This is a genomic window from Fictibacillus arsenicus (assembly GCF_001642935.1).
Taxonomy (GTDB): domain Bacteria; phylum Bacillota; class Bacilli; order Bacillales; family Fictibacillaceae; genus Fictibacillus; species Fictibacillus arsenicus_B.
In genome coordinates, this window is sequence record NZ_CP016761.1 from 2693540 (window position 1) to 2717939 (window position 24400).

Genomic DNA, 24400 nt, shown 5'->3' on the forward strand with positions numbered 1-24400 from the left:
TTATAGCATAGACATACTGTATTTCAACAAGTTACATCACTTTCTCATCAAGTCTGCAAATAAAATCTTTCCAGTTCGACCAGAAGCTTTACTGCTTTCTGTATTTCAGAGTCTTCATTTTCCATGTCTTCTTCAATTCCGCATAAGACAGAAGCAGCTATTATAGATGCTTCAAACCACAAAAGTTTATTTTCAGGCTGAGGAATGAATGGATAAAGCGCTAATGTGTAGTCCTTCCAGACAGCCAATGCTATATCAAGTAAAGACGGATTTTCTTGCTCCAATTCATCTTGAATTAAAGCTTTTACTTCCTTGTAAAAAGAATGTTCATTCCACTCGGCCAATTCTTGGATATTAACATCTTCAACCTGCCCATACTTTTCAAGCTTGACGATTTTATTAATTTGATTTTCTTTTAAATACTGGAGAATCAAACTCTTCACAGCTGGGTGTTTAGATTCATCAAGCAAAAAGGATTCAAATAAAGGCACCGTTAACTCGGGTCCTAGTTTTTTCAGCTGTTGAACCGCCATCCATTGGGAGTCCGCTCTTTCACTTTGGAGCATATCCTTTAAAGTACTTAAATTAGGATTTTCTTTTGAAACTGTTTCTTCAGGATTTATCTTTACTTCTGGAACTCCTTCTTGTTCGATGACCTTCCTGCTGAATTGAAGAAGCTGATAGAAAGTTTCTGCTTTATCAGCCGGAATTTTTTGTTCTTCTAAAACAGCTTCAATAACTGAAACGACCGTTATGTATTCTGATAATTGAACAAGTATGCTTAAATAGATTTGAAGGACGTCGTAATACTCCCCAATCCCCTCTTTAAGCATCCTGTCACAACGTGTTTTTGCTTCCTGCAATCTTCCTAACTCGACCAAACTTAAGACAAGTCCGAGATTCCCCTGTGAATGCAGCGGATCTGAATGCAGAAGCTGTTCAAAACAAGACAGCGATTCATCATATTGTTTGTTTTTTAAAGAATCCATACCTTTTTCTAAAAGCCGTCCTGTTAAATTTGGAAACCGAATGATATTGTTTTTGTTTTCCTTATCTTTTGTCATCACAATTCTCCGCTTCCGTTTAGATTTGACTAAAGAATATCAGTTTCGACTTAGGAACTCAAGAAAGGGATGGCTATTCCTAATTGCTCAGCCTCAAAAGAGCTATGATTTTTTTTGAGAAATACACGAAACTTACAGGTAATGAGCAATCACATAAAAGAGCCTATCATCACATAAAAAACTCAAGCTATCACATAAAAATTTATATTAATCATATTAAAATCACAATTCATCACATAAAATTTCTTTTACTGGAAAATTAAGGTCCACTTGAGAAGGACACCTACTATACCTCTTAACAGTAAAAAACTCTTAAAGGAGTAGGTACTCCTTTAAGAGTTCTTAATATCAGCTGATCCGTTTCATGTTAAGTTTGTCAGCCATACCTTTGTATTGTGACCATTTGTGAGGATCGACATTACCGCCGCTTATAATCACGCCTACTTTTTGATCTATAGCGAGTTGATTGTGGAAAAGTACAGCTGCAAGGCTCGCCGCTCCAGCTCCTTCAACTACAACTTTCTCACGCTCCAGCATGAACATCATCGCAAACGCAATCTGTTCTTCTGTTACAGTAACCATTTCATCTACATATTTAGAGATCAAAGGTACAGTAAGTTCTCCTGGTTTTTTCACCGCAATTCCATCAGCAATTGAAGAGCGAGACAATGTTTTTACATTCGCACCTGTGAATGCTTGATAAACCGCACTCGCATTTGCAGATTGAACACCAATGACTCTTACGTCCGGTCTCAGCCTTTTAACCGCTAGACTGATTCCAGCAAGAAGACCTCCTCCACCAACAGGAACGATGATCGTTTTCAATTCTGGCTTCTGCTGCAGCATTTCAAGCGCCACTGTACTTTGTCCTGCAATGACGTCATAATCGTCAAATGCATGAACAAACTTAGATCCGTTCGTTTGTTCTTCCCTTTTTGCAGCTTCAAAGGCAGCTTGATAGTTTTCACCTTGCAATACGATATCTGCTCCATAAGACTTTACTGCTTCTATTTTAGATAGGGGAGCGTTTTCCGGCATAAAGATTCTTGACTTAATGCCCCGCTTAGAACATGAAAGAGCCAAACCTTGCGCATGATTTCCTGCAGAAGCTGCTATTACACCTCGAGCAGCTTCAAAGTCGTTGAACGTAGAAACTTTGTAATAAGCGCCTCTTAATTTGAACGACCCTGTTTTTTGAAGGTTTTCTAATTTCATATAAACCTTGCCGCCCGTCCATTTGTTTAAAGTAGCAGATTGTTTTAAAGGTGTACGGTGTGCAATTTTTGAAACTTCCTCCATCGCATGAAATAACTTTTCATTCGTGACTGTTAAATCCCCATGTCAATTCACAATCCTTTCATATTCATATTTTTTAATTTTATCTTCATATTGAAGGGTTACTGAAATTTCGTCCCAGCCATTTAAGAGCATCTTTTTCCAATACGGATCAAATTCGAAATCAAACCGGTCACCGCGTTCATTCACAACTTGCTGGTTCTCCAAACTGACGGTTAAGTGATGGATAACAGCTGCGGAACGATTGGTATATAATTGTTGAATCTCATTTGCAGAAAGCCTAATAGGCAAGATGCCATTTTTTACACAGTTATTAAAGAAGATATCAGCAAAACTCTCAGCAATAATAATGTGAAAACCATAATCTTTTAGCGCCCAAGGGGCATGTTCTCTGGACGAACCGCATCCAAAGTTCTTACCTGTAATTAAAATAGAAGAATCTTTTGTTTCTTCTTTATTAAGGTCAAAATCCGGATTTTCTTGCCCTTGTGAATGATACCTCCAATCATAGAACAAAAATTCTCCATATCCCGCTTTATCAATTTTTTTCAAAAATTGCTTCGGAATAATTTGATCGGTATCCACGTGGTCCCTTTTTAGAGAAGCGGCTTTTCCCGTATGTGTTTTAAATCCCGACATATCGGTCCACCTCCGGATTTTTTGATTGCAGCATTGATCGGACATCCGTAAATTTACCGTTAATCGCAGCGGCTGCAGCCATAATGGGGCTAACGAGATGCGTTCTTGCTCCTTTTCCTTGTCTTCCGGCAAAATTCCGGTTTGAAGTAGATGCGCATCTTTCCCCTTCAGGAACAATGTCATCATTCATCCCTAAACACATGGAGCATCCAGAGTCCCGCCATTCAAAACCTGCATACTGGAAAACCTTATGAATCCCTAGACTTTCAGCTTCCCGTTTTACCGATTGTGACCCCGGTACAACGATAGCCCTCACATTAGGATGAACCTTTTGACCTTCAACGACAGCTGAAGCTTCTATTAAATCACTTAATCTGGAGTTCGTGCATGACCCGATAAAAACATGCTGTACCTCTACATCTTCTAACCTTTCATGGCCATGAAAACCCATATAAGAGAGCGCGCTCTCTATCGATTGCTTTTCTTCTATTGAAATAGAAGATTCTGCAGAGGGAATCTGCCCGCTTATCGGCAGGCACATAGATGGAGTAGTTCCCCATGTAATCATAGGTTCAATGTCAGAAGCATTAATTTCGATTACATGATCAAATACTGCATTACTATCTGAAACAAGCTTTTTCCAATCCTCGCATTTTTCGTTAAACTCACTTTCTTTTGGTGCATATGTTTTTCCCTGAATATAGTTGAACGTTTTTTCGTCCGGCGCAATAACAGAAGCCTTTGCACCTGCTTCAATTGACATATTACAAAGCGTCATTCTTTCTTCCATCGCAAAATCACGAACCGTACTCCCTGAAAATTCAATGATGTAGCCTGTTCCTGCATTTGTACCGTAATTGGCGATAAACCATAATATTACATCCTTTGCTGTAACCCCATAGCCCAGCTCTCCTTCAATCTTTACGTTCATCTGCTTTGGTTTGTTCTGCCAAAGCGTTTGCGTAGCCAGAACATGTTCTACTTCACTCGTGCCAATTCCAAAGGCAAGCGCTCCAAATGCTCCATGTGTAGAGGTATGGCTGTCACCGCAAACGATCGTTTTCCCTGGAAGAGTCAACCCCAGTTCAGGACCGATTACATGAACGATTCCTTGCTGAAGGGAATCAAGTCCTTCCAGTTTAATCTCAAATTCTTCACAGTTTTTTTCGAGCGTCTGAACTTGAAGGCGAGAGGTCTCATCTTTAATATTGAACCGGTCTACAGTCGGGATATTATGATCCATAGTGGCGAAACATAGATCTGGTCTTCTTACCTTCCTGTTCTTTTCTCTTAAACCGGCAAACGCCTGTGGAGAAGTGACTTCATGAAGCAGATGCAGATCAATATATAAGAGGTCGGGTTTATTCACTTCTTTTGCTACAACATGACTTTCCCATAATTTATCTATTATTGTTTTACCCAAGACTGAGGCCTCCCTTCTTACACATACACCTCAAGCAGTGTTGCGCTTGTTGAGTCTTCAATCATCCTGAAATGAATCTGATTAACCATCTCTTTCGTAGAAACAAGATTGCCCGTTCCATCATAAATATCTTGCGTCCGGTAACCTGCTTGCAATGTTTCAAAAACTGCCAGTTCCACAGCAGCAGCTTCTTTTTCGAGCTTGAACGAGTGGCGAAGCATCATGGCTGTACTTAAAATCATCCCAATAGGATTTGCTTTCCCGCTTCCTGCAATATCGGGTGCCGAACCGTGAATCGGTTCATACAGGCCAGGACCCTTTTGACTGATCGAAGCAGAAGGCATCATGCCAAGAGATCCTGGAATAACAGATGCTTCATCAGATAAAATGTCACCAAACATATTTTCAGTTACGACAACATCAAAACTTGAAGGACTGCTGATCATCCTCATTGCTGCGTAGTCAACTAGTAAATGCTCTGTTTCAACATCGCTGTATTTCTTTGCTGTTTCTTCAACGATTTCTCTCCACAGCTTACTAGTCTCCAGAACATTCGCTTTATCAACTGAAGTAACTTTTTTTCTTCTCACTCTCGCCAATTCATACGCTTTTTCAATAATTCTCGTGATCTCTTCTCTCGTATAAGAAAGCGTATCAACAGCATGTTTTTCGTCTCTTGTTTTCGGCTCTGAAAAGTAGATTCCGCCCGTTAATTCTCTTACAAATACAAAATCCGCACCTTTAACTCTGTTTGATTTAAGGGGAGATAGATTTTCAAGACCAGGAAAGACTGTAACAGGTCTTAAATTGGCAAACACATTCAATTCTTTTCTTAATGCCAAAAGTCCTTGTTCAGGTCTTACAGTTTGACTGTCCCATTTAGGTCCTCCAACTGCTCCTAACAGAACAGCATCACTATTTTTACAAGTTTCTAAAGTATCGTCAGGCAGAGGTTTGCCATCTTGGTCAATGGCTGTACCTCCAAACCGTTTTTCTGTTGTTTGAAATTCGTGGCCGAATCTTGCAGCAACACCTTCTAATACTTGCAGAGCACCCTTCATCACTTCAGGACCGATTCCGTCACCAGGCAAAACTGTTATCTTCTTTTTCATCTAACTTCCCTCCCTAAATTAAATGCTCATTCTTTCATAGTTTGTTTTATCTGAATGAAGTTGAAGTTTATTGAATGCATGAACATAAGCTTTAGCTGAAGCTTCCAGAACATCCTGCGCTGTTCCGCTTCCGTTGATTTCGTGGCCATCACAGACGATCTGCACAAACACTTGAGCAAGTGCATCCCTGCCGGCTCCAACAGATTGAATACGGTAATCATTCAGCTTCAGTGATGATGGAAGCATTTTTCCGAGAGTATTATAAATAGCTTCTACGCTTCCAGAACCTGTTGCAGCATCTTGAATCACCTTTCCATCCGGGGTCAAGAGTCTTAATGTCGCAGTAGGAATCTGGTTTGTTCCATAGTTCACCTGTAAATCTTTTAATTGATAAAGCGGAACTTCCGGCTGGATTCTATGATCAATTAAAAGTGCAAAAATATCTTCCTCAGTCATTTCTTTTTTCCTGTCAGCAAGTAATTTAAAATCTTCGAACAAAACCTTTATTTTGCTTTCTTCTGGCTGAAATCCTAGTTTGGCTAAATAATCTCTAAATGCATGACGGCCGGAATGCTTGCCAAGCACTAGCTGGTTAGAAGGCACTCCGACAAGCTCAGGTGTAATGATTTCATACGTCGATTTTTCTTTTAGCACACCATCTTGATGAATACCCGATTCATGAGCAAAAGCATTCTTGCCCACAACAGCTTTATTTGGCGGAACCGCTATACCTGTTAGACGGCTGACCAGCTGACTTGTACGGCTGATCTCCTTTAACTTCAGATTGGTTTTTGCCTGATAAAAGTCTTCCCGGATGGCTAATGCTACTGCAATCTCTTCTAAAGATGCATTTCCAGCTCTTTCTCCAATTCCATTGATCGTGCATTCAATCTGATTTGCTCCGTTCTCAACAGCTGAAAGGGAATTTGCCACTGCCATTCCGAGATCATCATGACAGTGAGCAGATAAAACAGCTTTTTGTATGTTCGGTACATTCTTTAATAGATAGCGAAATATTTTCCCGTATTCTTCTGGATTCGTGAATCCCACTGTATCAGGGATATTGATAATGCTCGCCCCTGCATCGATAACTTTTTCAACAATCCGTGCTAGGAAAACAAGATCTGACCTGCACGCATCTTCTGCAGACCATTGAACAACCGGGAATTTCTTCTTTGAATACTTAACCGCGTCAACTGCAGCTTCCACCACTTGATCAGGTGTTTTTTTCAATTTGTAAGTCATATGAATCGGGGACGTCGCGATAAATACATGCAGCCTCGGTTCTGCAGACTCTTTCAGTGCTTCCCATGCGTGATCGATATCCGATTGGTTTGATCTTGCCAATCCTGTCACAGAGGAATTCTTAATGATAGATGCTACCTTTTTTACTGCATCTAAATCTCCTTTAGAGGCTGCTGGAAAGCCAGCCTCCATAACATCTACACCTAATCGTTCAAGCCTTTTTGCGATCTCTATTTTTTCTTCTGTATTTAAATTAACACCTGCTGTTTGTTCTCCATCACGCAACGTCGTATCAAAGATTTCAATTGTTCGCACTGACGACAGCCTCCTTCTTTTGTTTTGCTTTAACAAACGGCATCATAGCACGTAATTCCCTCCCTACTTTTTCGATTGGGTGATTTTTTTCCTGATAATTCACTACATGGAAGACAGGACGATTCGCTTGGTTTTCCAAGATCCAATTCTTTGCAAACTCACCAGATTGAACATCTTTTAATACTTCCTTCATCGATTCTTTGACTCTGGCATCAATAACTCGGGGACCTGACTGGAAATCTCCCCATTGAGCGGTGTCAGAGATAGAATGTCTCATTCCTTCTAATCCACCTTCATACATAAGGTCAACGATGAGCTTTAACTCATGCAGACATTCGAAGTAAGCAACCTCTGGCTGATATCCTGCTTCTGTAAGTGTTTCAAACCCCGCTTTTACTAGTGAAGATAATCCGCCGCAAAGAACAGCCTGTTCTCCAAATAAATCTGTTTCGGTTTCTTCCTGAAAGCTTGTTTCCAAAACACCAGCACGAGCTGAACCAATGCCTTTTGCGTAAGAAAGAGCAGTTTCTCTAGCAGTTCCTGTAGCGTCTTGGTAAACCGCAAACAATGCAGGTACACCTTCACCCGCTTCAAAAGTCCTGCGTACTAGATGTCCCGGACCTTTAGGGGCAACCAAGAACACATCCACACCTTCAGGTGGTACAACTTGGTGATAATGAACATTGAATCCATGTGCAAATACGAGAGCATTTCCTGGAGAAAGCTCCGGCAATATTTCATTTTTATATACCTCAGGCTGTCTTTCATCCGGAAGCAATACCATAACAACGTCGGCTAGACGAGCAGCCTCGCGAACGGGATATACTTCAAATCCGTCTTTTACTGCTTCATCAAAAGATCTTCCTTCTCGGACACCAACTACAACATCATATCCGCTGTCTTTTAAGTTCAGTGCGTGTGCATGCCCTTGTGAACCATAACCAACTACTGCTACCTTCTTATTTTTTAATACATCATTTGATAGTTCGTTTTCGTAATATACTTTAGCCATTTTTAATAGTCTCCTTTACATAATAGAATAGGGGTGAAGCTCTAAAACTTTCTTTTGCGTTCCTCTTGGAATAGCTGTTATGCCAGTTCTTGAAATCTCTTTAATTCCATAAGGACGAAGCAGTTCTATCAGTGCATCTACTTTTTCACTGTCTCCGGTTACTTCGAGCGTAACGTTCTCTAATGAAACATCGAGAACTGTAGCCCTGAATGGTTCAATCAGCATTTTTATTTCACTTCGTGTATCCGGAGTGGTTAATACTTTAATAAGTGCCAGTTCTCTTGAAACAAGAGCCATATTTGTGAGATCACGGACTTTTAAAATATTGATCTGCTTATGAAGCTGTTTAACCAGCTGTTCGGCTTTTCTGTCATCCTCTACCCAAACTGTTAAAGTCACTTTTGAAACGGCAGGATCCTCCGTATGTCCGACTGTAATGTTTTCGATGTTAAATTGCCTTTTTGTAAGCAAACCGGTTAAGCGATTCAGAACACCGCTTTCGTTTAACACTGTTGCAGAAATAATACGCCTCATCCTCTCACTCCAATCATTTCGTGAAGTCCTTTTCCTGGAGCAATCATTGGATATACATTTTCATCAGCCGATACTGCGCAATCTAATACGAAAGGTTTGTTTGAAGAAAGTGCAGCCTCTAATGCCTCCCTTACCTCAGCTTCGTTTTCAGCACGCCTGCCTTCAATCCCATATGCTGATGCAAGTTTTACAAAATCAGGCTGAATATCAAGGAGAGAATGTGAGTATCTTTTTTCGTAAAAAATCTCCTGCCATTGCCGGACCATACCGAGTGATTTATTGTTAACAATTACTACAATTACAGGCAGTTCCCAATCCTGCAGAACACCCAATTCCTGCAGAGTCATCTGGAATCCTCCGTCTCCTACAACGGCGACTACTGGAAGATCTGGTCTTCCTACTTTTGCTCCTATTGCGGCTGGAAAGCCAAAGCCCATCGTTCCTAATCCTCCAGATGTAATCCATCTGTTTGAAGTTGAAAACGTATAATATTGTGCTGCCCACATCTGATGCTGTCCAACATCTGTCGAAACGATCGCAGCTCCTTTTGTAACTTCGTGTAAAATTTCCATTAATTTTTGGGGTTTTAATTCTTTATCATTAGTTTTATACATGAGTGGAAGCTCGCTTCGGTATTTTGAAAGCTGTATCACCCATTCGTTCGAATTGCCTTTTTCACCGCATGTCTGGTTTAAAGCAGTCAAGGTTTCTTTGGCACACCCTACAATAGGTAACTCTGTCGGTACATTTTTTCCGATCTCCGCGGGATCGATATCGATATGGGCAACCACCGCTTTTTTAGCAAAATGCTCTAGATTTCCAGTTAACCTGTCATCAAATCTAGCACCAACACCTATTAAAAGATCGCAATCATAGAGCGCCATATTTGCTGCATATGTGCCATGCATACCGGCCATTCCGTAGCATAAAGGATGATCTGCCGGGAAACCTCCAAGTCCAAGCAGTGTTTGAACAACAGGAATCTGATGATATTCCGCAAAGGCTAAAAGCTCTTCCTCGGCATTAGCAGCAAGTACACCTGCTCCTGTAAGGAGAACAGGTTTCTTAGACATCTGCAAAGCTTCGTTCAGCCTTTTTACTTGGAGGATGTTTGGCTTCAAAGTCGGCTGATAACCGGGCAGATGAATGTCTGAAACCTCTTTTAAAGGCGCTTTATTTACTGCGATGTCTTTTGGTATATCGATTAACACAGGTCCTTTTCTGCCAGTGTTCGCAATATGAAAGGCTTCTTTCATGATCCGAGGCAGATCTTCCGCCTTTTGCACTTGATAATTGTGCTTTGTGATCGGCATCGTAATCCCTACAATATCCGCTTCTTGAAAAGCATCAGTTCCAATTACTTTTGTAGCCACTTGCCCTGTAAAGATAACAAGAGGGATGGAATCAATCATGGCATCAGCAATGCCGGTTACAAGGTTGGTAGCACCTGGTCCTGAAGTCGCAAGCACTACACCTGGGTTTCCAGTCACTCTCGCATAGCCTTGAGCTGCGTGAATCGCACCTTGTTCGTGCCTTGTTAGTACATGCTTCATTTCTGCTTTGTAAAGAGCATCATATATCGGAAGCACCGCACCTCCTGGATACCCAAAAACAACTTCTACCTTTTCATTCTTCAGTCCTTGAATAAATAGTTCAGCGCCAGAGACTAATGAAGATTCAACCGTTTTTTGTTCAGCCACCCAACTGGCCTTCATTTTCATTCCTCCTTCATCTTTTGGACCCATTTATTTAATAAAAAAGCATTTCCCTAAATCTTAGCAGCTCTTAGGAGGGTTGATTTCCGCTCCAGGTGCTCGCTTTCCGCGGGGCGTGCGGTGAGCCTCCCTATCGCTTCGCGCTGGCGGGGTCTCACCTGTCCCGCTGATCCCGCAGGAGTCTCGCACCTTACGCTCCAATCAACTAGTCAATGAAGCGCTTTATAAAGAGCAAAATTTAGAAAACAGCCAATAAAAAAACTTCCCCACCCAAATGGACAGGAAAATCCTATCCAAAGGGGTGAAAAAGTTTCATTTTCACGGTACCACCCTTTTTCGCGGCATCTTCGTAATAAGACACCGCCTCGTGACGGACAAGCCGTCATTTGATAACAAGCGTTTAAAAATGGAAATAACCGCTTGGCCCTTCCTACTCATGTTACTTTCAAAAGGACACTCAGGAGGGATGTCCTGGTATTAGGAATAACCGGCTCACAGCAACCCGGCTCTCTGTGTATTCCACATCTACCATTGTTCTCCGTCATCGTTTTTAAGGTATTAAATTTTTAAAATTCCGCCAGTATTTGCTGAAGTAACTAAAGCAGCGTAACGGGCTAAATAGCCTTTTTTAATCTTTGGCTCGGGTTTGACCCAGTTACTTTTTCTTGCTTTCAACTCATCTTCTGTCAGCATTAAATGAATCGTTCTATTTACTAAATCAATTAATATCGGGTCTCCACTTTCGATAAATGCAATCGGACCACCTTGTGCAGCTTCCGGTGAGATGTGACCGATGGAAATTCCTCTGGATGCCCCTGAAAAGCGTCCATCTGTTATTAGCGCAACTTTTGTGCTTAATCCCATTCCTGCAATAGCAGATGTTGGAGTAAGCATCTCAGGCATTCCCGGTCCACCTTTAGGTCCTTCATAGCGAATGACTACAACATGGCCTTCTCGTACTTCACCATTGTTGATTCCCTGGATCGCTTCGTCCTGAGATTCATACACGATCGCTTCTCCTTGAAATGTCTTGATTGAAGGGTCAACCGCTCCAACTTTGATAACACAGCCATCTGGTGCAATGTTTCCATAAAGGATCGATAACCCGCCAACTGGTGAATACGCATTATCCTTTTTGCGAATGACATCATCATCTAAAATCTCAGCGTTACGAACCCTCTCTTGAAGAGTTTCACCGGAAATCGTAATACGGTCGTTATGAATTGCGCTTTCCATTTTGCAAAGTTCATTGATGATCGCACTTACGCCTCCAGCCCGGTGAACGTCTTGCATGGAATAATCCGAAGCAGGAGAAATCTTAGACAGGTAGGGAATCCTTTCTGCAATTTCATTGATCCGGGTCAGATCGTAATCAATTTCAGCTTCATTTGCTATCGCCAGCATATGGAGAACAGTATTTGTTGAGCCTCCCATTGCCATGTCGAGTGCAAAAGCATCGTCAATCGCTTCTTTCGTAATAATATCTCTAGGGCGAATATTCTCTTTTACTAGATTCATGAGAGAGTTTGCCGCATCACGGATCAGCTCTCTCCGCTCATCTGATGTTGCTACGATTGTGCCGTTACCCGGCAAAGTAATCCCCAGCATTTCCATAATTGAATTCATGCTGTTAGCTGTAAACATTCCTGAACAGGATCCGCATGTTGGACAAGCACTTGTTTCAAGCTCCAGCAGCTCTTCTCGGGTCATTTTTCCGGCTAAATGAGAACCAACACCTTCAAAAACAGAGGCAAGTGAAAGTGATTTCCCTGCCATTGATTTTCCGGCCTCCATCGGTCCGCCTGAAACAAATACGGCAGGGACGTTCGTCCTGACAGCCGCCATCAGCATACCTGGTGTGATCTTGTCACAGTTTGGAATATAAAAGACTCCATCAAACCAATGAGCGTTGATTACTGTTTCTGCTGCATCTGCAATTACTTCTCGGCTTGGGAGCGAGTAGCGCATTCCGATATGCCCCATCGCGATGCCATCATCGACACCAATCGTATTAAATTCAAATGGTATACCGCCTGCTTCCCTTATGGCTTCTTTAACCCATTGACCCACTTTATTTAAATGCATGTGCCCCGGAATAATATCAACATAGGAATTACAAACACCGATAAATGGTTTATCCATATCTTCTGGTGCAACACCCGCTGCGTGGAGAAGACTTCTATGCGGGGCTCTATCGATTCCTTGTTTGATCATATTACTGCGCATGTTTGAAACACTCCTATACAACTTTTATCCTGCTTGCACGGTCTGTCCTGTATAAACTTTTACACCTTCTTCAACAACTTTCTTCCTGAAGGCTTCTAACAACTTATTTGTATGTTCACCAGGTGCTCCGTTTCCGATCACCCTTCCGTCAACTTTTACAACCGCAATTACTTCTGCAGCAGTTCCGGTAAGGAAGACTTCATCAGCAACGTACACATCATGTCTCGTAAACGGTTCTTCTACCATTTTGTATCCAAGTTCATTAGCGATTTCAACAATTGCGTTTCTTGTAATTCCTTCTAATGCTCCTAGATAGCCAGGCGGAGTTTTGATCGTGTTTCCTTTAACGATGAATACATTATCTGCAGAACCCTCTGCTACATATCCTTGATCATTAAGCATCAGCGCTTCACTAACACCTGCCAGGCTCGCTTCAATTTTTACTAAAATATTATTTAAGTAATTCAATGATTTCACTTTTGGACTTAATACATCAGGTCTGTTTCTTCTGCTAGCCACAGTGATGATTTCAAGACCTGTTTCATAAAGTTTTTTAGGAAAGAGAGCAAGCTGCTCTGTAATTACAATGACTCCAGGTTTTCCGCATGTAAACGGATCTAATCCCAAATTGCCTTTACCTCGTGAAACAACTAATCGGATATAAGCATCACGATATTGGTTTTTCTGGAGCGTTTCTACAATGATGTTTGTTAACTCTTCTTTCGTGTGTGGAATGTTTAGCATAATGGATTGAGCTGATTCGTATAAGCGCTGAAGATGTTCATCTAACCGATAAACGTTGCCGTTATAGACCCGAATGCCTTCGAACACCCCATCTCCATATAAAAAACCATGATCATAAACTGAAACCTTAGCATCGTCTTTTAATACGTACTCACCATTTACATAAACCCATTGCTCCTGCATCGTGATCCTCCTTTTCTTCGGAAATTAAATTATTAGAATTTTTTAAAAACAATTAATAATTGTTGACAATATTACGCCCATATCACCGCAGGGTCAACCATGAATTTCATTAAAAATATTTAATTCTGACTTTTCTGATATTTTGTAGGCGCTTTCATTCCCATGGTTGAGGCAAATAAAGGTTTTAAAACGATATTTGTAAACATTTATAAAGCGCTTACAACAAAACAGGATAGAACACAAAAAAACACGCTCCACATCCTTTAATAGAGGACATGAAACGTGTTTGATTATGTAATAAAAAATAATTATATGGCGTCCCAGGAGAGATTCGAACTCCCGACCGTACGCTTAGAAGGCGTATGCTCTATCCGGCTGAGCTACTGGGACATATGTATTGGAGCCCCTTTCGCATAGCAATGCGCTTTCCGCAATTACCATGCGCTGCGGGCACACAGTGATTTGTTCCACCTGTCGACCGTGGATACAAATATGTTTTTTATAACATGCATTTTAAATGTAAGATCTGTAAACTTCAGATGTAACTCTTTTGTGCCATTTGAACGTGAGAAAAACAAATGGAGCGGGTGATGAGAATCGAACTCACGACCAGAGCTTGGAAGGCTCTTGTTTTACCACTAAACTACACCCGCAGACATATTAGATCTTGTCGCGACGACATAACTTAATATACATGATATCCACAAAAGAGTCAACCTATTTCTTTAATTTTTTCACGATTTCTCTTTAATTCCCTTTAAACTCTTTTGAAAGATGGTCAATTTGCTTTCCTTCCAGTGAATAAAAAACTACAGTGATATTTAAATCATTTATCTCTAATATAGCATACGTTTTTTCAAAAGTTCCTCTGGGCAGTCTTATGCTTCCCGGGTTAATAAAGATCATTCCTTCTCGTTCATAAGCCTCAGCAATATGTGAATGACCGAAACAAGCAATAACTGCACCTGTTTCTTCTGCTCTGTAAGCAAGAGACATATGAGACATCTTAACATCATACAAATGCCCATGAGTAATATACAAACACTTATTCCCAAGCATCTCAATCGCTTCATTGGGGAAATCCTTGCCAAGAAAATCCATATTCCCCCTTACAGTAACATATCCAGACAGTTCTTTTGCATTTGTTTCAAGTTCAGAATCTCCACAATGAATCATTAGATCAATTTCATCCTCATGACGCTTTTTTATCATAATTAATTCTTCTTTTAACCCATGACTGTCACTAACAATCAAGGCTTTTGCCATAGCATGTCCTCCTTGCTGATAAAATCTTTTAATTTTTGCAATGCGACAGCTCTGTGGCTGATCTTATTCTTTTCTTCTTTTGACAATTCTGCCATGGAACATTCTAATTGGGGAAGGTAGAAGATCGGGTCATATCCAAACCCTTCATTACCACGTCTTTCTGACAATATTTCACCTTCGCATGTACCTCTTACGACAAATGTTTTTTTGTCTGGTCTTGCAAAAGCTAATGCACAAACAAAACGTGCTGTCCGATTTGGTTCAGCTACACCCCTAAGTTCACTTAAAACTTTATCCATATTAGCCTCATCACTTTTCTCGCTTCCCGCATATCTTGCAGAATAAACTCCTGGTCTTCCTTCGAGTGCATCCACCTCAAGACCTGAATCATCAGCGATAACCGGAATTTTCATAATGGAACAAATGGCTTCTGCCTTTATAATTGAATTTTCTTCAAAAGTAACCCCAGTTTCTTCAACATCTGGACTATTTTTTATGTCAAGCAGCGATATGACTTCAATACCTAAATCTTTGAACATGGATTGAAACTCTTTGACTTTACCTATGTTTTTTGTAGCAATTAAAATTTTCATATTGTCCTCCGCTATCTTTGTAAATAAAGAAAATTTGCTGAAGCGCAAAAAAGAGACGATTTTCTCGTCTCTTTACTTTATCACATCGATTGCTGATTTAAAATTCACCTGTATTAACTTCTTTCGGACGGGAAACTGGGGCTGTTAGCTCTTTTCCTTTCTCGGTAAAGATCTTAGACTTTCCATCTACTTTTATAGCGACCTTCTTAACCTCTGAAAGCTCAGTTAAAGAAAGAACAATCGAATTTAATACTTCATCTGCAATCATACTTTCTTCTTTGTTATCTAATACAGCACCATTGAAATTAAGAGTAACCACTCCATCTTTTACAACAGGAGTACTCAATAGTTTTACATCCGTTCTAAAATCAGTCAGAAGGTTGCTTTCAGCTGAAGGACCGTCTATTAAATGTTCAATTGTAGCTGTGACCTTGTCGGTTCCTTCTTTCGCTACACGGCGCGTTACGGGTACATAGTAAGTTTGATCTTGCGTCTGGGCTAAAAAGTAAAGTGTTACAAGTTCACTGTTTGTTATATCTGCTACGCTGCCGTTCTCGAGGTTAATTCCATCTACTCTGCTTACACCTTCACCAACAGGTGTATTATTTACTGGCATTGAGTTTTGGTTCTTGCCTTCGATCTGTATCTTCACTTTTTTAATATTATCAAACTGTGTAAGCGTAAAGGTTATGGCCTGAAGAATCTTCATTTCATCTTTTGCATTATACTCCTTAAATTCTTTTGAAAAGTTTGCAGTCGCCGTACCTTTTTTTATATTTACCGATAGAACTTCCGTATCTGCAGGCAATACAGCTTGAAAGCCATTCGGAATCATATTGCTTACCGGACCATCTTTTACGAGATATTGCAGAACTTGCTTGGCCGTTTCATCATTTTTCGGCAAAGCAAGGACTTGAGGTACAACCATACCGTTGCTGTCGAATAAAAACAGCTGTCTTTTTTGAGTGCTCTCGGTCTTGGCTGTTTTTTCTTTTTTATCAAGCGACTTTCCTTCCTTCACGTAATTCACTTTTGGGGGATCAAGCTCAGTTCCTGCTTTCTCTCCCCCTATTCCGCAACCTGATACCAGTAATGACACTGATAAAAAAAGCAGCGGAGCCCCTGACTTCATTATTTTGCGCATACTTTCCCTCCTCAAGTGGTTTGTACTATTATGTATACGAGCTATCTTCTTCTGATAGACCACTTGTACAAAAATAAAAAGAACAGCTTCACAAAAAATGTGAGTCTGCTCTTTTTTAGGCTAGTTTCTAAATAAATGTTGCTTTCGAGTATTTTGTTACCTCTCTTCATTGCAAGTTGATTGGAGCGGAAGGTGCGAGACTCCTCGAAAATGAAAATCAACATTTTCTTCGTGCGATGTAATGCTGTCGAAGCCCTCCTTGTCCTGCGGGATCAGCGGGACAGGTGAGACCCCGCCAGCGCGAAGCGATAGGGGGCTCACCGCACGCCCCGCGGAAAGCGAGCATCCTGGAGCGGAGATCAACTACTTACAAGTACAACAAAGATAGCGAAAACGGTATTTTTTAAAGCTTGATACATTCTACCTTATCTATTTTTGTATTAAGCCAATGATTGGCTATTTTTAAAAACTGGCTGCTTTCTGCAGTCGCTAAAAATCTGTGCACCGGTTTCTTTTCTCCAGTGTTTAAAATTCCGCTATGATCGAGAATAACGGAAACCTCCCGGGCGGTTTCTGCACCTGAACATAAGATTTTGATATGTTCACCCATTACTCGCTGAATTACCGGCCGTAACAAAGGGTAATGTGTACAGCCTAAAATCAGCGTGTCTATTGAAACATCCTTAAGAGGATATAATGTTTCTGAAACAGCATTCAATGTTTCTTCTCCGGAAAGCTTCCCTTGTTCAACTAAAGGAACGAATAATGGACAAGCCAAGCTCTCCACGATTACATCACTGCGGATCTGCTGAAGGGCCTGCTTATACGCTCCGCTATTTATTGTTCCTATCGTACCAATCACGCCTACATGGTTATTCTTAGTTGCTTTTAAGGCAGAGCGCGCCCCAGGGTGTATAACCCCTATTACAGGTATATCGAGCTTCTTTTTCGCTTCATCTAATACAGCAGCTGTAGCGGTATTACATGCGATTACAAGTAATTTAATCTCCTGGTCTATAAGAAAGTTAATCATTTCCCACGTATATGTTCTTACCTCTTCAAAAGGTCTAGGACCATATGGACAACGCTTAGTATCACCTAAATATATGATTTCTTCTTTTGGGAGCTGTTTCATCAGCTCTCTGACAACGGTTAATCCGCCCACTCCTGAATCTATTACGCCTATAGGTCTATTCAAAACATACATCGCCTCATCTCTATACACAATACTGAAAACAAAAGGCGTTTATCATTGTTTTCTATTCTGCTAATATTTTTATGAAAATGCAATAAAAATCGTTCGAATGTAAACTATTCTTGAAAGAAACTCGAAAATTTCAGCAACATCCGTTCTAGCAATCCTTGTTGCACTTGAAAGAGGTTGATTTCCGTTACAGGTGCTCGCTTTCCGTGGGGCGGGCGGTGAGCCTCCTTCACCCTTTGGGTAATTAGGAGTCTCACCTGTCCCACTCGTCCCACAGGAGTCTCCCACCTTTCACTCCAATCAACTTTATCAATGAAGAAATTTACGAAATGAACAGTATGCAAAACGATCTAGTCCAGCCTTGACGTCCAAAAATAGATTTTGTTCCTTTTTTTACTGCAAAGACTAGAATGTACGTAAAAGGACTATGGAAACATCCCATAGTCCTTTTTAAATTTAAAATCAACTAGAATACATACTATTATTTAAAGTTCTGCTCTACAAATTCTACAACATCTTTCATTGTATCCATTTGGAGAATTTCATCGATGTGCGCACTGATTTTTTCTTTTGAAAGCCCTCTGATCTGGCTTCTAGCTGGCAGCACTGAAGTGGCACTCATAGAGAATTCATCCAAGCCTAATCCTAAAAGAATAGGAATAGCAATTGGATCTCCTGCCATTTCACCGCACATGCCAGTCCATTTACCTTCTTTATGAGAAGCATCGATAACCATTTTTACAAGTCTTAAAATCGCCGGACTGTATGGCTGGTATAAATATGATACTTGCTCATTCATTCGGTCCGCAGCCATCGTATACTGAATCAGGTCATTTGTTCCGATACTGAAGAAATCTACTTCCTTCGCAAACGTATCTGCCATTACAGCGGTTGATGGAATTTCAACCATGATACCTACTTCGATGTTCTCTGAAACTTCTGTTCCTTCTTTAACTAGCTTTTCTTTTTCTTCGATAAGAATGCTTTTTGCAGTACGGAATTCGTCAAGAGTCGCGATCATCGGGAACATAATCTTCAAGTTGCCAAATGTGCTGGCACGAAGCAGTGCTCTCAGCTGTGTACGGAAGATATCTTGTTCTTCCAGACAAAGACGGATCGCACGGAACCCTAAGAATGGATTCAATTCTTTAGGAAGATTTAAGTATGGAAGTTCTTTGTCGCCGCCAATGTCCAATGTACGGATGACAACAGGCTTTCCTTCCATTTTTTCGAGAACTTCTTTATATGCCTTATATTGCTCTTCTTCAGTCGGAAGCTGATCACGGCCCATGTACAAGAATTCTGTACGATATAATCCAACGCCTTCTGCTCCATTTTCCAGAACTCCTTTTACATCTGCAGGAGTACCAATATTGGCAGCAAGTTCAACTTGAACGTTATCAGATGAAAGGGTTTTTTCGTTTACAAGCTTCGCCCACTCTTCCTTTTGTTGCTGATATTGCTTCTGTTTCTCTTGATAGGCTACGATTTCATCTTGTGTTGGATCAACAATAACTTGTCCATCCAAACCGTCGATGATAATCATAACGCCATTCTCCACTTTTTCTGTAATGGTCTTGGTTCCTACAACTGCAGGAATTTCCATTGAACGGGACATGATAGCTGAGTGCGAAGTTCTTCCGCCGATATCAGTTGCAAAACCTTTTACAAATTTACGGTTCAACTGTGCTGTATCTGATGGCGTTAAGTCTTCTGCAAGAATAACAACTTCCTCAGAAATACTCGCAGGTGTTGCAAATTTAACATCTAATAGATGAGCTAATACACGCTTAGATACATCACGAATATCTGCAGCACGCTCTTTCATATATTCGTTGTCCATTTGTTCAAACATGTCGATAAACATGGAAGAAACATCATTCATAGCTGATTCAGCGTTTACTTTTTCGCTTTCAATCTTTTGTTTTACAGCATCAACCAGTTCAGGGTCACTAAGGACCAGAAGATGGGCAGCAAAAATCGCTGCCTTATCTTCGCCCAATTCTTCATTTGCTTTATCTTTAATAACAGTCAACTCTTCCTTAGATTTTTCAAGAGCTGACTGGAATCGCTCGATTTCCTGAGATGAATCTTCAATTGATTTTTTTTCAATCGTTAATTCCGGATTTTGAAGTACAAACGCTTTAGCAATTGCAATGCCGGCTGATGCTGCAATACCTGAAATTTTTTCAGACATTACTCACCAAGCCCTTCCTTTTTCATTACATCTTCTAGTGCAGCGATTGCTTCGTCTGCATCTGAACCTTCAGCTTTGATCGTAATCTCAGCTCCTGATTGAATACCTAAGCTCATAACACCCATGATGGACTTTAAGTTAACACTCTTTCCGTTATAATCAAGAGTAATATCAGAGCTGAATTGACCTGCTTGGTTTACTAATGTTGTTGCTGGTCGAGCGTGGATTCCTGATTCACTAGTTACTTTAAATGTTTTTTCTGCCATTTTAATTACCCCTTTATTTTTTGAATGTAATAATGTTTTCTTCTTCAATTGCCACTGTTCCTGTTTTTTCGACTGAAACAGTTTCACCCGATAAGTTTGTAAACACAATCGGTGTAATAATAGATGGTGCATTTTCTTTAACAAAGTTCAGATCAACTTGCAGGAGCTTTTGACCGGCTGTTACCTTGTCTCCCTCAGATACAAAGCATTCGAAACCTTCACCTTTTAATTTAACAGTGTCGATTCCAAAATGGATCAAAATTTCTTTTCCGTTATCTGATTCAATTCCGATCGCATGTTTAGTCGGGAAGACATTAATTATCTTACCATTTACCGGTGATACAACCAAACCTTCTGCTGGTTCGATCGCAAATCCGTCACCCATCATTTTACCTGAGAAAACTTGATCGGGAACTTCGGTAATCGGAATTATTTTCCCTTTAATCGGTGATACAAACCGTTCTTCAGTCGAAATCGAAGACGTTGGGGTTACAGTTCCTTGCCCAGAAGTATCAGCAAGTTCTCCTTGTTCAGGAGTTGCTTCACTGTTTTTAGGCTTTGCAACTGTCTTGCCGCTCATAATATCTCGTATTTCGCTCTTGATTGTATCTGAACGAGTTCCGAAAATAGCTTGAATGCTGTTCCCCATTTCAAGAACTCCTGATGCACCTAGCTTTTTCAAACGATCTTTATCAACTTCCTTAGGATCACGTACAGAAACACGAAGACGTGTAATACATGCGTCCAAATCAGCTATGTTAGATTCTCCGCCTAAGCCTTCTAAAATATTCGCAGCTAATGAATCTTTATTAGACGGTCCAACGTTCGTTTCTACTTCATCATCAACGATTTCACGTCCAGGTGTTTTTAAGTTCCATTTTTGAATCGCAAAACGGAAACCAAAGTAATAGATAACTGAGAAGACTAAACCTACTGGAATAACAAGCCACCAGTCTGTGCGGTTTGGAAGAACTCCGAATAGTAAATAGTCGATTACTCCACCAGAGAAAGTCATACCAATTTTAACATTTAAAATGTGCATAACCATGAATGAAAGTCCTGCAAAAATGGCATGAATTCCAAAAAGAACTGGCGCAACAAACAAGAATGTAAATTCAATTGGTTCTGTAATCCCTGTTAAGAATGAAGTCAAGGCAGCAGAACCCATGATACCTGCAACTACTTTCTTTTGCTCAGGACGAGCAGCATGGTACATAGCAAGTGCTGCGGCTGGAAGTCCAAACATCATGAATGGGAACTTACCAGTCATGAATGTACCAGCTGTCAGTTCTACATTATCTTTTAATTGAGCAAAGAAGATGGCCTGGTCACCACGTACAAGACCTTCTGCAGCTGACTTATAAGAACCAAACTCAAACCAGAATGGTGAATAAAAAATGTGATGAAGACCAAAAGGAATCAATGATCTTTCAATTACACCAAAGATAAAGGCTGCAACTGTAAGGTTAGAATTGATCATGCTCTCAGAGAAAGCGTTAAGACCATTCTGCACAGGAGGCCAAATAAATGTCATTAAAATACCAAGAACTAGTGCTGATACTGCTGTAATAATTGGAACAAAACGTTTACCTGCAAAGAAACCTAAGTATTGAGGAAGTTCTATGTTGTAAAAACGTTTGTAGAGATACGATGCAAGGATACCGACAATAATACCTCCGAATACCCCAGTCTGAAGAGTGGGGATTCCAAGAACGCTGGCAAATGACGGATCTTTTCCGATCATATCAGGTGTAACACCCTCAATGACACTCATCGTTACATTCATAATTAAGTAACCGATAATAGCAGCAAGACCTGCTACACCTTCACCGCCTGCAAGACCAACGGCAACACCTACTGCAAATAATAATGACAAGTTCGCAAATACGATGTCTCCAGATTTCTCCATTACATCTGCAACAAGCTGAAACCATGCTGCATCTAATGCTGGTATTCGTTCAATCAATGCAGGGTTTTTAAATGCATTACCAAAAGCAAGTAACAGACCAGCTGCTGGCAAGATCGCTACTGGCAGCATTAAAGCTTTACCTACACGCTGAAGTACACCAAAAAGCTTTTTCCACATAGGAAGTCCTCCTTTTTTATTATGATAACCCTTCCATTTACTTCCGCTAAAAACAAAAAAGACATAAATAAAGAACATGAGCAAATTTACCTAATCAGATATAATATATCCTAATTAAGCATTCGCTACACTTTGTTCTTTACTTATGCCTGATCGAATCAGTAACACGTAAAAACGCTGTATATATTTAATTACTCGTTACATTTTGTCTAATTGTCATATCGCGAAAGCCTTTGCAAATGCATGGTTAAGTAAACTGCCTCTGCATGTGGCACGGGCTTGTTCAAGGAATTTTGCATAACCTTGATCAACTTCCAAGCCAAATTGTAGCACACCGGATATTCTTCTTTCAACACTTTTGCTAACTTTTCTTGTTCTTCCATAATGTCACCCATTGAGATCCGCTCAATAGCATGTCTCAAGTGTCTTACTAAACGAAGATAATTTATGCTCTTCGTATCAATTTCAAGATCCATTGAATGCTGAATCATCTGCATAAGTTTATTAATAAGCTCAGAATGTTTTTTTATATCTTTAACACTTTTATTTGTAATCGCACTATGAATATGGAGGGCAACAAAGCCTATTTCTCCTTCAGGAAGATGGATTTTAAGGGATTTGTTAATCACCTCGATCACTTCTTCTGCGACCGTATATTCTTTAGGATACAACGTCTGCGTCTCAGTCAGAAATGGATTTTTAATATCCATCCCTTGCTGCAGGCGTTTAATAGCAAACGCGATATGATCTGTTAAAGCGACATGTATATGCTCGTTCAAATCATTCTCAAAACGTGTTCCGATATGAACGATAACATCATTTATCAACTCAACAGTTTCTTCATCTATATAAGTCAGGAGTGTCTTATATTGCTCTTGTTCATTTTCATTTCTTAAAACAAACAATTTGTCAACTTGGTTAGAGAGAACTGGATCACCTAGTTTTTTTCCAAAACCAATTCCTTTTCCAATGACAATCTGTTCTTTTTGGTTGGAGTCTGTCACGATCACAACATTGTTGTTTAGTACCTTTTTAACTTGCAGGCTATTATTCATGATTTTCACCTTTTTCATAATCTGGCCAGAGACCATAGACCATCTTAGTCATCATATCTGAAAAAGAGCTAAAAAATCAATTGCAACTTTTACCTGTATAGCAAACAATTAAGTCTTATCTAAACATAAATGCAAACCGAAAACGGCTTTCACGTGAAAGCCGCTTCCTGACTAAATCTCGAGTTCTCCAAGCCTCAATAACTCTACAACGGCTTGAGAGCGTCCTTTAACCCCAAGCTTTTGCATGGTATTCGAAATATGGTTTCGAACTGTTTTCTCACTAATAAATAATTGTTCCGCAATATCTTTTGTGGTTTTGTCTTGGACTAATAGTTCGAAAACTTCTCTCTCTCTTTTTGTAAGTAGAGGCTTCGGTCGGTAGTGTTTATCTTTCAATGAATTCACCCCTCCTTGCTAGGGTTTAGGAACCGCCAACGAATATTGGAAGTATTTAGTCAACATATACTATGTCATAACACATGTGTAAGTGACTTGGTTAAGTTAAAAAGTCCCCATAATATTCCATAATAAATTAAAAAAAAAGCCCATTTTTTATAAACAGGCTTTTTGTGAAAAGTTATCAAGTTGTCTTTTTAACGTTTCCGTCCACTTTGAAGGGCGCCCGCTCTTTCTGGAAATCTGAACAATCGCTCCTCTTCCAGTGAAAACCGGTTTATTTTCCTCATTCATGCCCAAGTAATGCAGATCAATGGAAGATGACCCTACCTCGTTAATTTTTACATATATCTTTAATTTCTCATCATACAAAATTTGAGCAAGATAATCACATTGCAGATCTGCGACAACAGGAATTTCTATTGAATCAGGAGCCCCCCACGTCCTCATCAATCCTAGTTCCTTAAACAGCGCAATTCTTGCTTCTTCCATATAAATGAAGACATTCGTGTTATTTACATGTCCAAACCCATCAATTTCACCAAAGCGAACATTCAATTCATGGGAAAAATAAAATCCATTCTTCCATTCTTCCATATTTGAAATATAATCTTGTCTCGCCATCACAATACCACCTTTTTAGACAACTTAGCACATGTTAATTATTCAGTTAAACGAGTTATCA

Annotated in this window: 21 protein-coding genes and 2 tRNA genes; all 23 read right to left on the reverse strand. The window is 40.1% G+C overall.

Annotated features, from left to right (window positions below):
- Positions 1-47: 47 nt before the first annotated feature.
- The 23 genes from ABE41_RS13925 to ABE41_RS14035 all read right to left on the reverse strand — a co-directional run bounded on the left by ABE41_RS13925 (position 48) and on the right by ABE41_RS14035 (position 24339).
- Positions 48-1064, reverse strand: a complete 1017-nt coding sequence (locus ABE41_RS13925; protein ID WP_066291440.1) for a tetratricopeptide repeat protein — start codon at positions 1062-1064, stop codon at positions 48-50.
- A gap of 348 nt (positions 1065-1412) precedes the next feature.
- Positions 1413-2363, reverse strand: a complete 951-nt coding sequence (gene ilvA / locus ABE41_RS13930; RefSeq protein WP_066291443.1) for a threonine ammonia-lyase — start codon at positions 2361-2363, stop codon at positions 1413-1415.
- A 42-nt stretch (positions 2364-2405) separates the two neighbouring features.
- The gene (leuD, locus tag ABE41_RS13935; protein ID WP_066291445.1) at positions 2406-2999 is read right to left on the reverse strand and encodes a 3-isopropylmalate dehydratase small subunit; all 594 of its coding nucleotides are present in this window, start codon (positions 2997-2999) and stop codon (positions 2406-2408) included.
- Positions 2986-4422, reverse strand: coding sequence for a 3-isopropylmalate dehydratase large subunit (leuC, locus tag ABE41_RS13940; protein WP_066291448.1), 1437 nt, complete (start codon positions 4420-4422; stop codon positions 2986-2988). Before leuC ends, leuD begins: the two co-directional genes overlap by 14 nt.
- 17 nt (positions 4423-4439) lie before the next feature.
- Positions 4440-5534: a 3-isopropylmalate dehydrogenase gene (gene leuB / locus ABE41_RS13945; protein ID WP_066291451.1), complete on the reverse strand. Its 1095-nt coding sequence runs from the start codon at positions 5532-5534 to the stop codon at positions 4440-4442.
- 18 nt (positions 5535-5552) lie between these two features.
- Complete coding sequence (locus tag ABE41_RS13950) at positions 5553-7094, reverse strand: 2-isopropylmalate synthase (protein WP_066291453.1); 1542 nt, start codon at positions 7092-7094, stop codon at positions 5553-5555.
- Positions 7081-8106 (reverse strand): ketol-acid reductoisomerase, encoded by a 1026-nt coding sequence (gene ilvC / locus ABE41_RS13955; protein WP_066291455.1) that lies wholly within the window; start codon positions 8104-8106, stop codon positions 7081-7083. Before ilvC ends, ABE41_RS13950 begins: the two co-directional genes overlap by 14 nt.
- Positions 8107-8121: 15 nt before the next feature.
- Complete coding sequence (gene ilvN, locus ABE41_RS13960; RefSeq protein ID WP_066291458.1) at positions 8122-8640, reverse strand: acetolactate synthase small subunit; 519 nt, start codon at positions 8638-8640, stop codon at positions 8122-8124.
- Positions 8637-10355: an acetolactate synthase large subunit gene (gene ilvB / locus ABE41_RS13965; RefSeq protein WP_066291461.1), complete on the reverse strand. Its 1719-nt coding sequence runs from the start codon at positions 10353-10355 to the stop codon at positions 8637-8639. Before ilvB ends, ilvN begins: the two co-directional genes overlap by 4 nt.
- Positions 10356-10913: 558 nt before the next feature.
- Complete coding sequence (gene ilvD, locus ABE41_RS13970) at positions 10914-12581, reverse strand: dihydroxy-acid dehydratase (protein WP_066291463.1); 1668 nt, start codon at positions 12579-12581, stop codon at positions 10914-10916.
- A 24-nt stretch (positions 12582-12605) separates the two neighbouring features.
- Positions 12606-13508, reverse strand: a complete 903-nt coding sequence (gene ilvE / locus ABE41_RS13975; protein WP_066291465.1) for a branched-chain-amino-acid transaminase — start codon at positions 13506-13508, stop codon at positions 12606-12608.
- Positions 13509-13821: 313 nt separating this feature from the next.
- Positions 13822-13898 (reverse strand) — tRNA-Arg (locus ABE41_RS13980).
- 189 nt (positions 13899-14087) lie between these two features.
- Positions 14088-14161: transfer RNA gene (locus ABE41_RS13985), tRNA-Gly, on the reverse strand.
- Positions 14162-14255: 94 nt separating this feature from the next.
- Positions 14256-14774 (reverse strand): metallophosphoesterase family protein, encoded by a 519-nt coding sequence (locus tag ABE41_RS13990; RefSeq protein WP_066291468.1) that lies wholly within the window; start codon positions 14772-14774, stop codon positions 14256-14258.
- Entirely contained in the window at positions 14759-15367 is a 609-nt protein-coding gene (locus ABE41_RS13995; protein WP_066291470.1) for an XTP/dITP diphosphatase, read from the reverse strand. The genes ABE41_RS13990 and ABE41_RS13995 overlap by 16 nt, the downstream gene beginning before the upstream one ends.
- 97 nt (positions 15368-15464) lie before the next feature.
- The gene (locus ABE41_RS14000) at positions 15465-16511 is read right to left on the reverse strand and encodes a GerMN domain-containing protein (protein WP_253805343.1); all 1047 of its coding nucleotides are present in this window, start codon (positions 16509-16511) and stop codon (positions 15465-15467) included.
- A 403-nt stretch (positions 16512-16914) separates the two neighbouring features.
- Positions 16915-17718, reverse strand: a complete 804-nt coding sequence (racE, locus tag ABE41_RS14005) for a glutamate racemase (RefSeq protein ID WP_172827362.1) — start codon at positions 17716-17718, stop codon at positions 16915-16917.
- 478 nt (positions 17719-18196) lie between these two features.
- Positions 18197-19912, reverse strand: a complete 1716-nt coding sequence (gene ptsP / locus ABE41_RS14010) for a phosphoenolpyruvate--protein phosphotransferase (protein ID WP_066291472.1) — start codon at positions 19910-19912, stop codon at positions 18197-18199.
- Positions 19912-20178, reverse strand: coding sequence for a phosphocarrier protein HPr (locus ABE41_RS14015; protein WP_066294869.1), 267 nt, complete (start codon positions 20176-20178; stop codon positions 19912-19914). The genes ptsP and ABE41_RS14015 overlap by 1 nt, the downstream gene beginning before the upstream one ends.
- A 13-nt stretch (positions 20179-20191) precedes the next feature.
- On the reverse strand, positions 20192-22264 hold the full coding sequence (gene ptsG / locus ABE41_RS14020; protein WP_066291477.1) for a glucose-specific PTS transporter subunit IIBC: 2073 nt from the start codon (positions 22262-22264) through the stop codon (positions 20192-20194).
- Positions 22265-22473: 209 nt separating this feature from the next.
- Entirely contained in the window at positions 22474-23319 is an 846-nt protein-coding gene (gene glcT, locus ABE41_RS14025; protein WP_066291485.1) for a glucose PTS transporter transcription antiterminator GlcT, read from the reverse strand.
- A gap of 171 nt (positions 23320-23490) precedes the next feature.
- Positions 23491-23715: a helix-turn-helix domain-containing protein gene (locus ABE41_RS14030; RefSeq protein WP_066291488.1), complete on the reverse strand. Its 225-nt coding sequence runs from the start codon at positions 23713-23715 to the stop codon at positions 23491-23493.
- 156 nt (positions 23716-23871) lie between these two features.
- Positions 23872-24339, reverse strand: coding sequence for an acyl-CoA thioesterase (locus tag ABE41_RS14035; protein WP_066291493.1), 468 nt, complete (start codon positions 24337-24339; stop codon positions 23872-23874).
- Positions 24340-24400 lie beyond the last annotated feature (61 nt).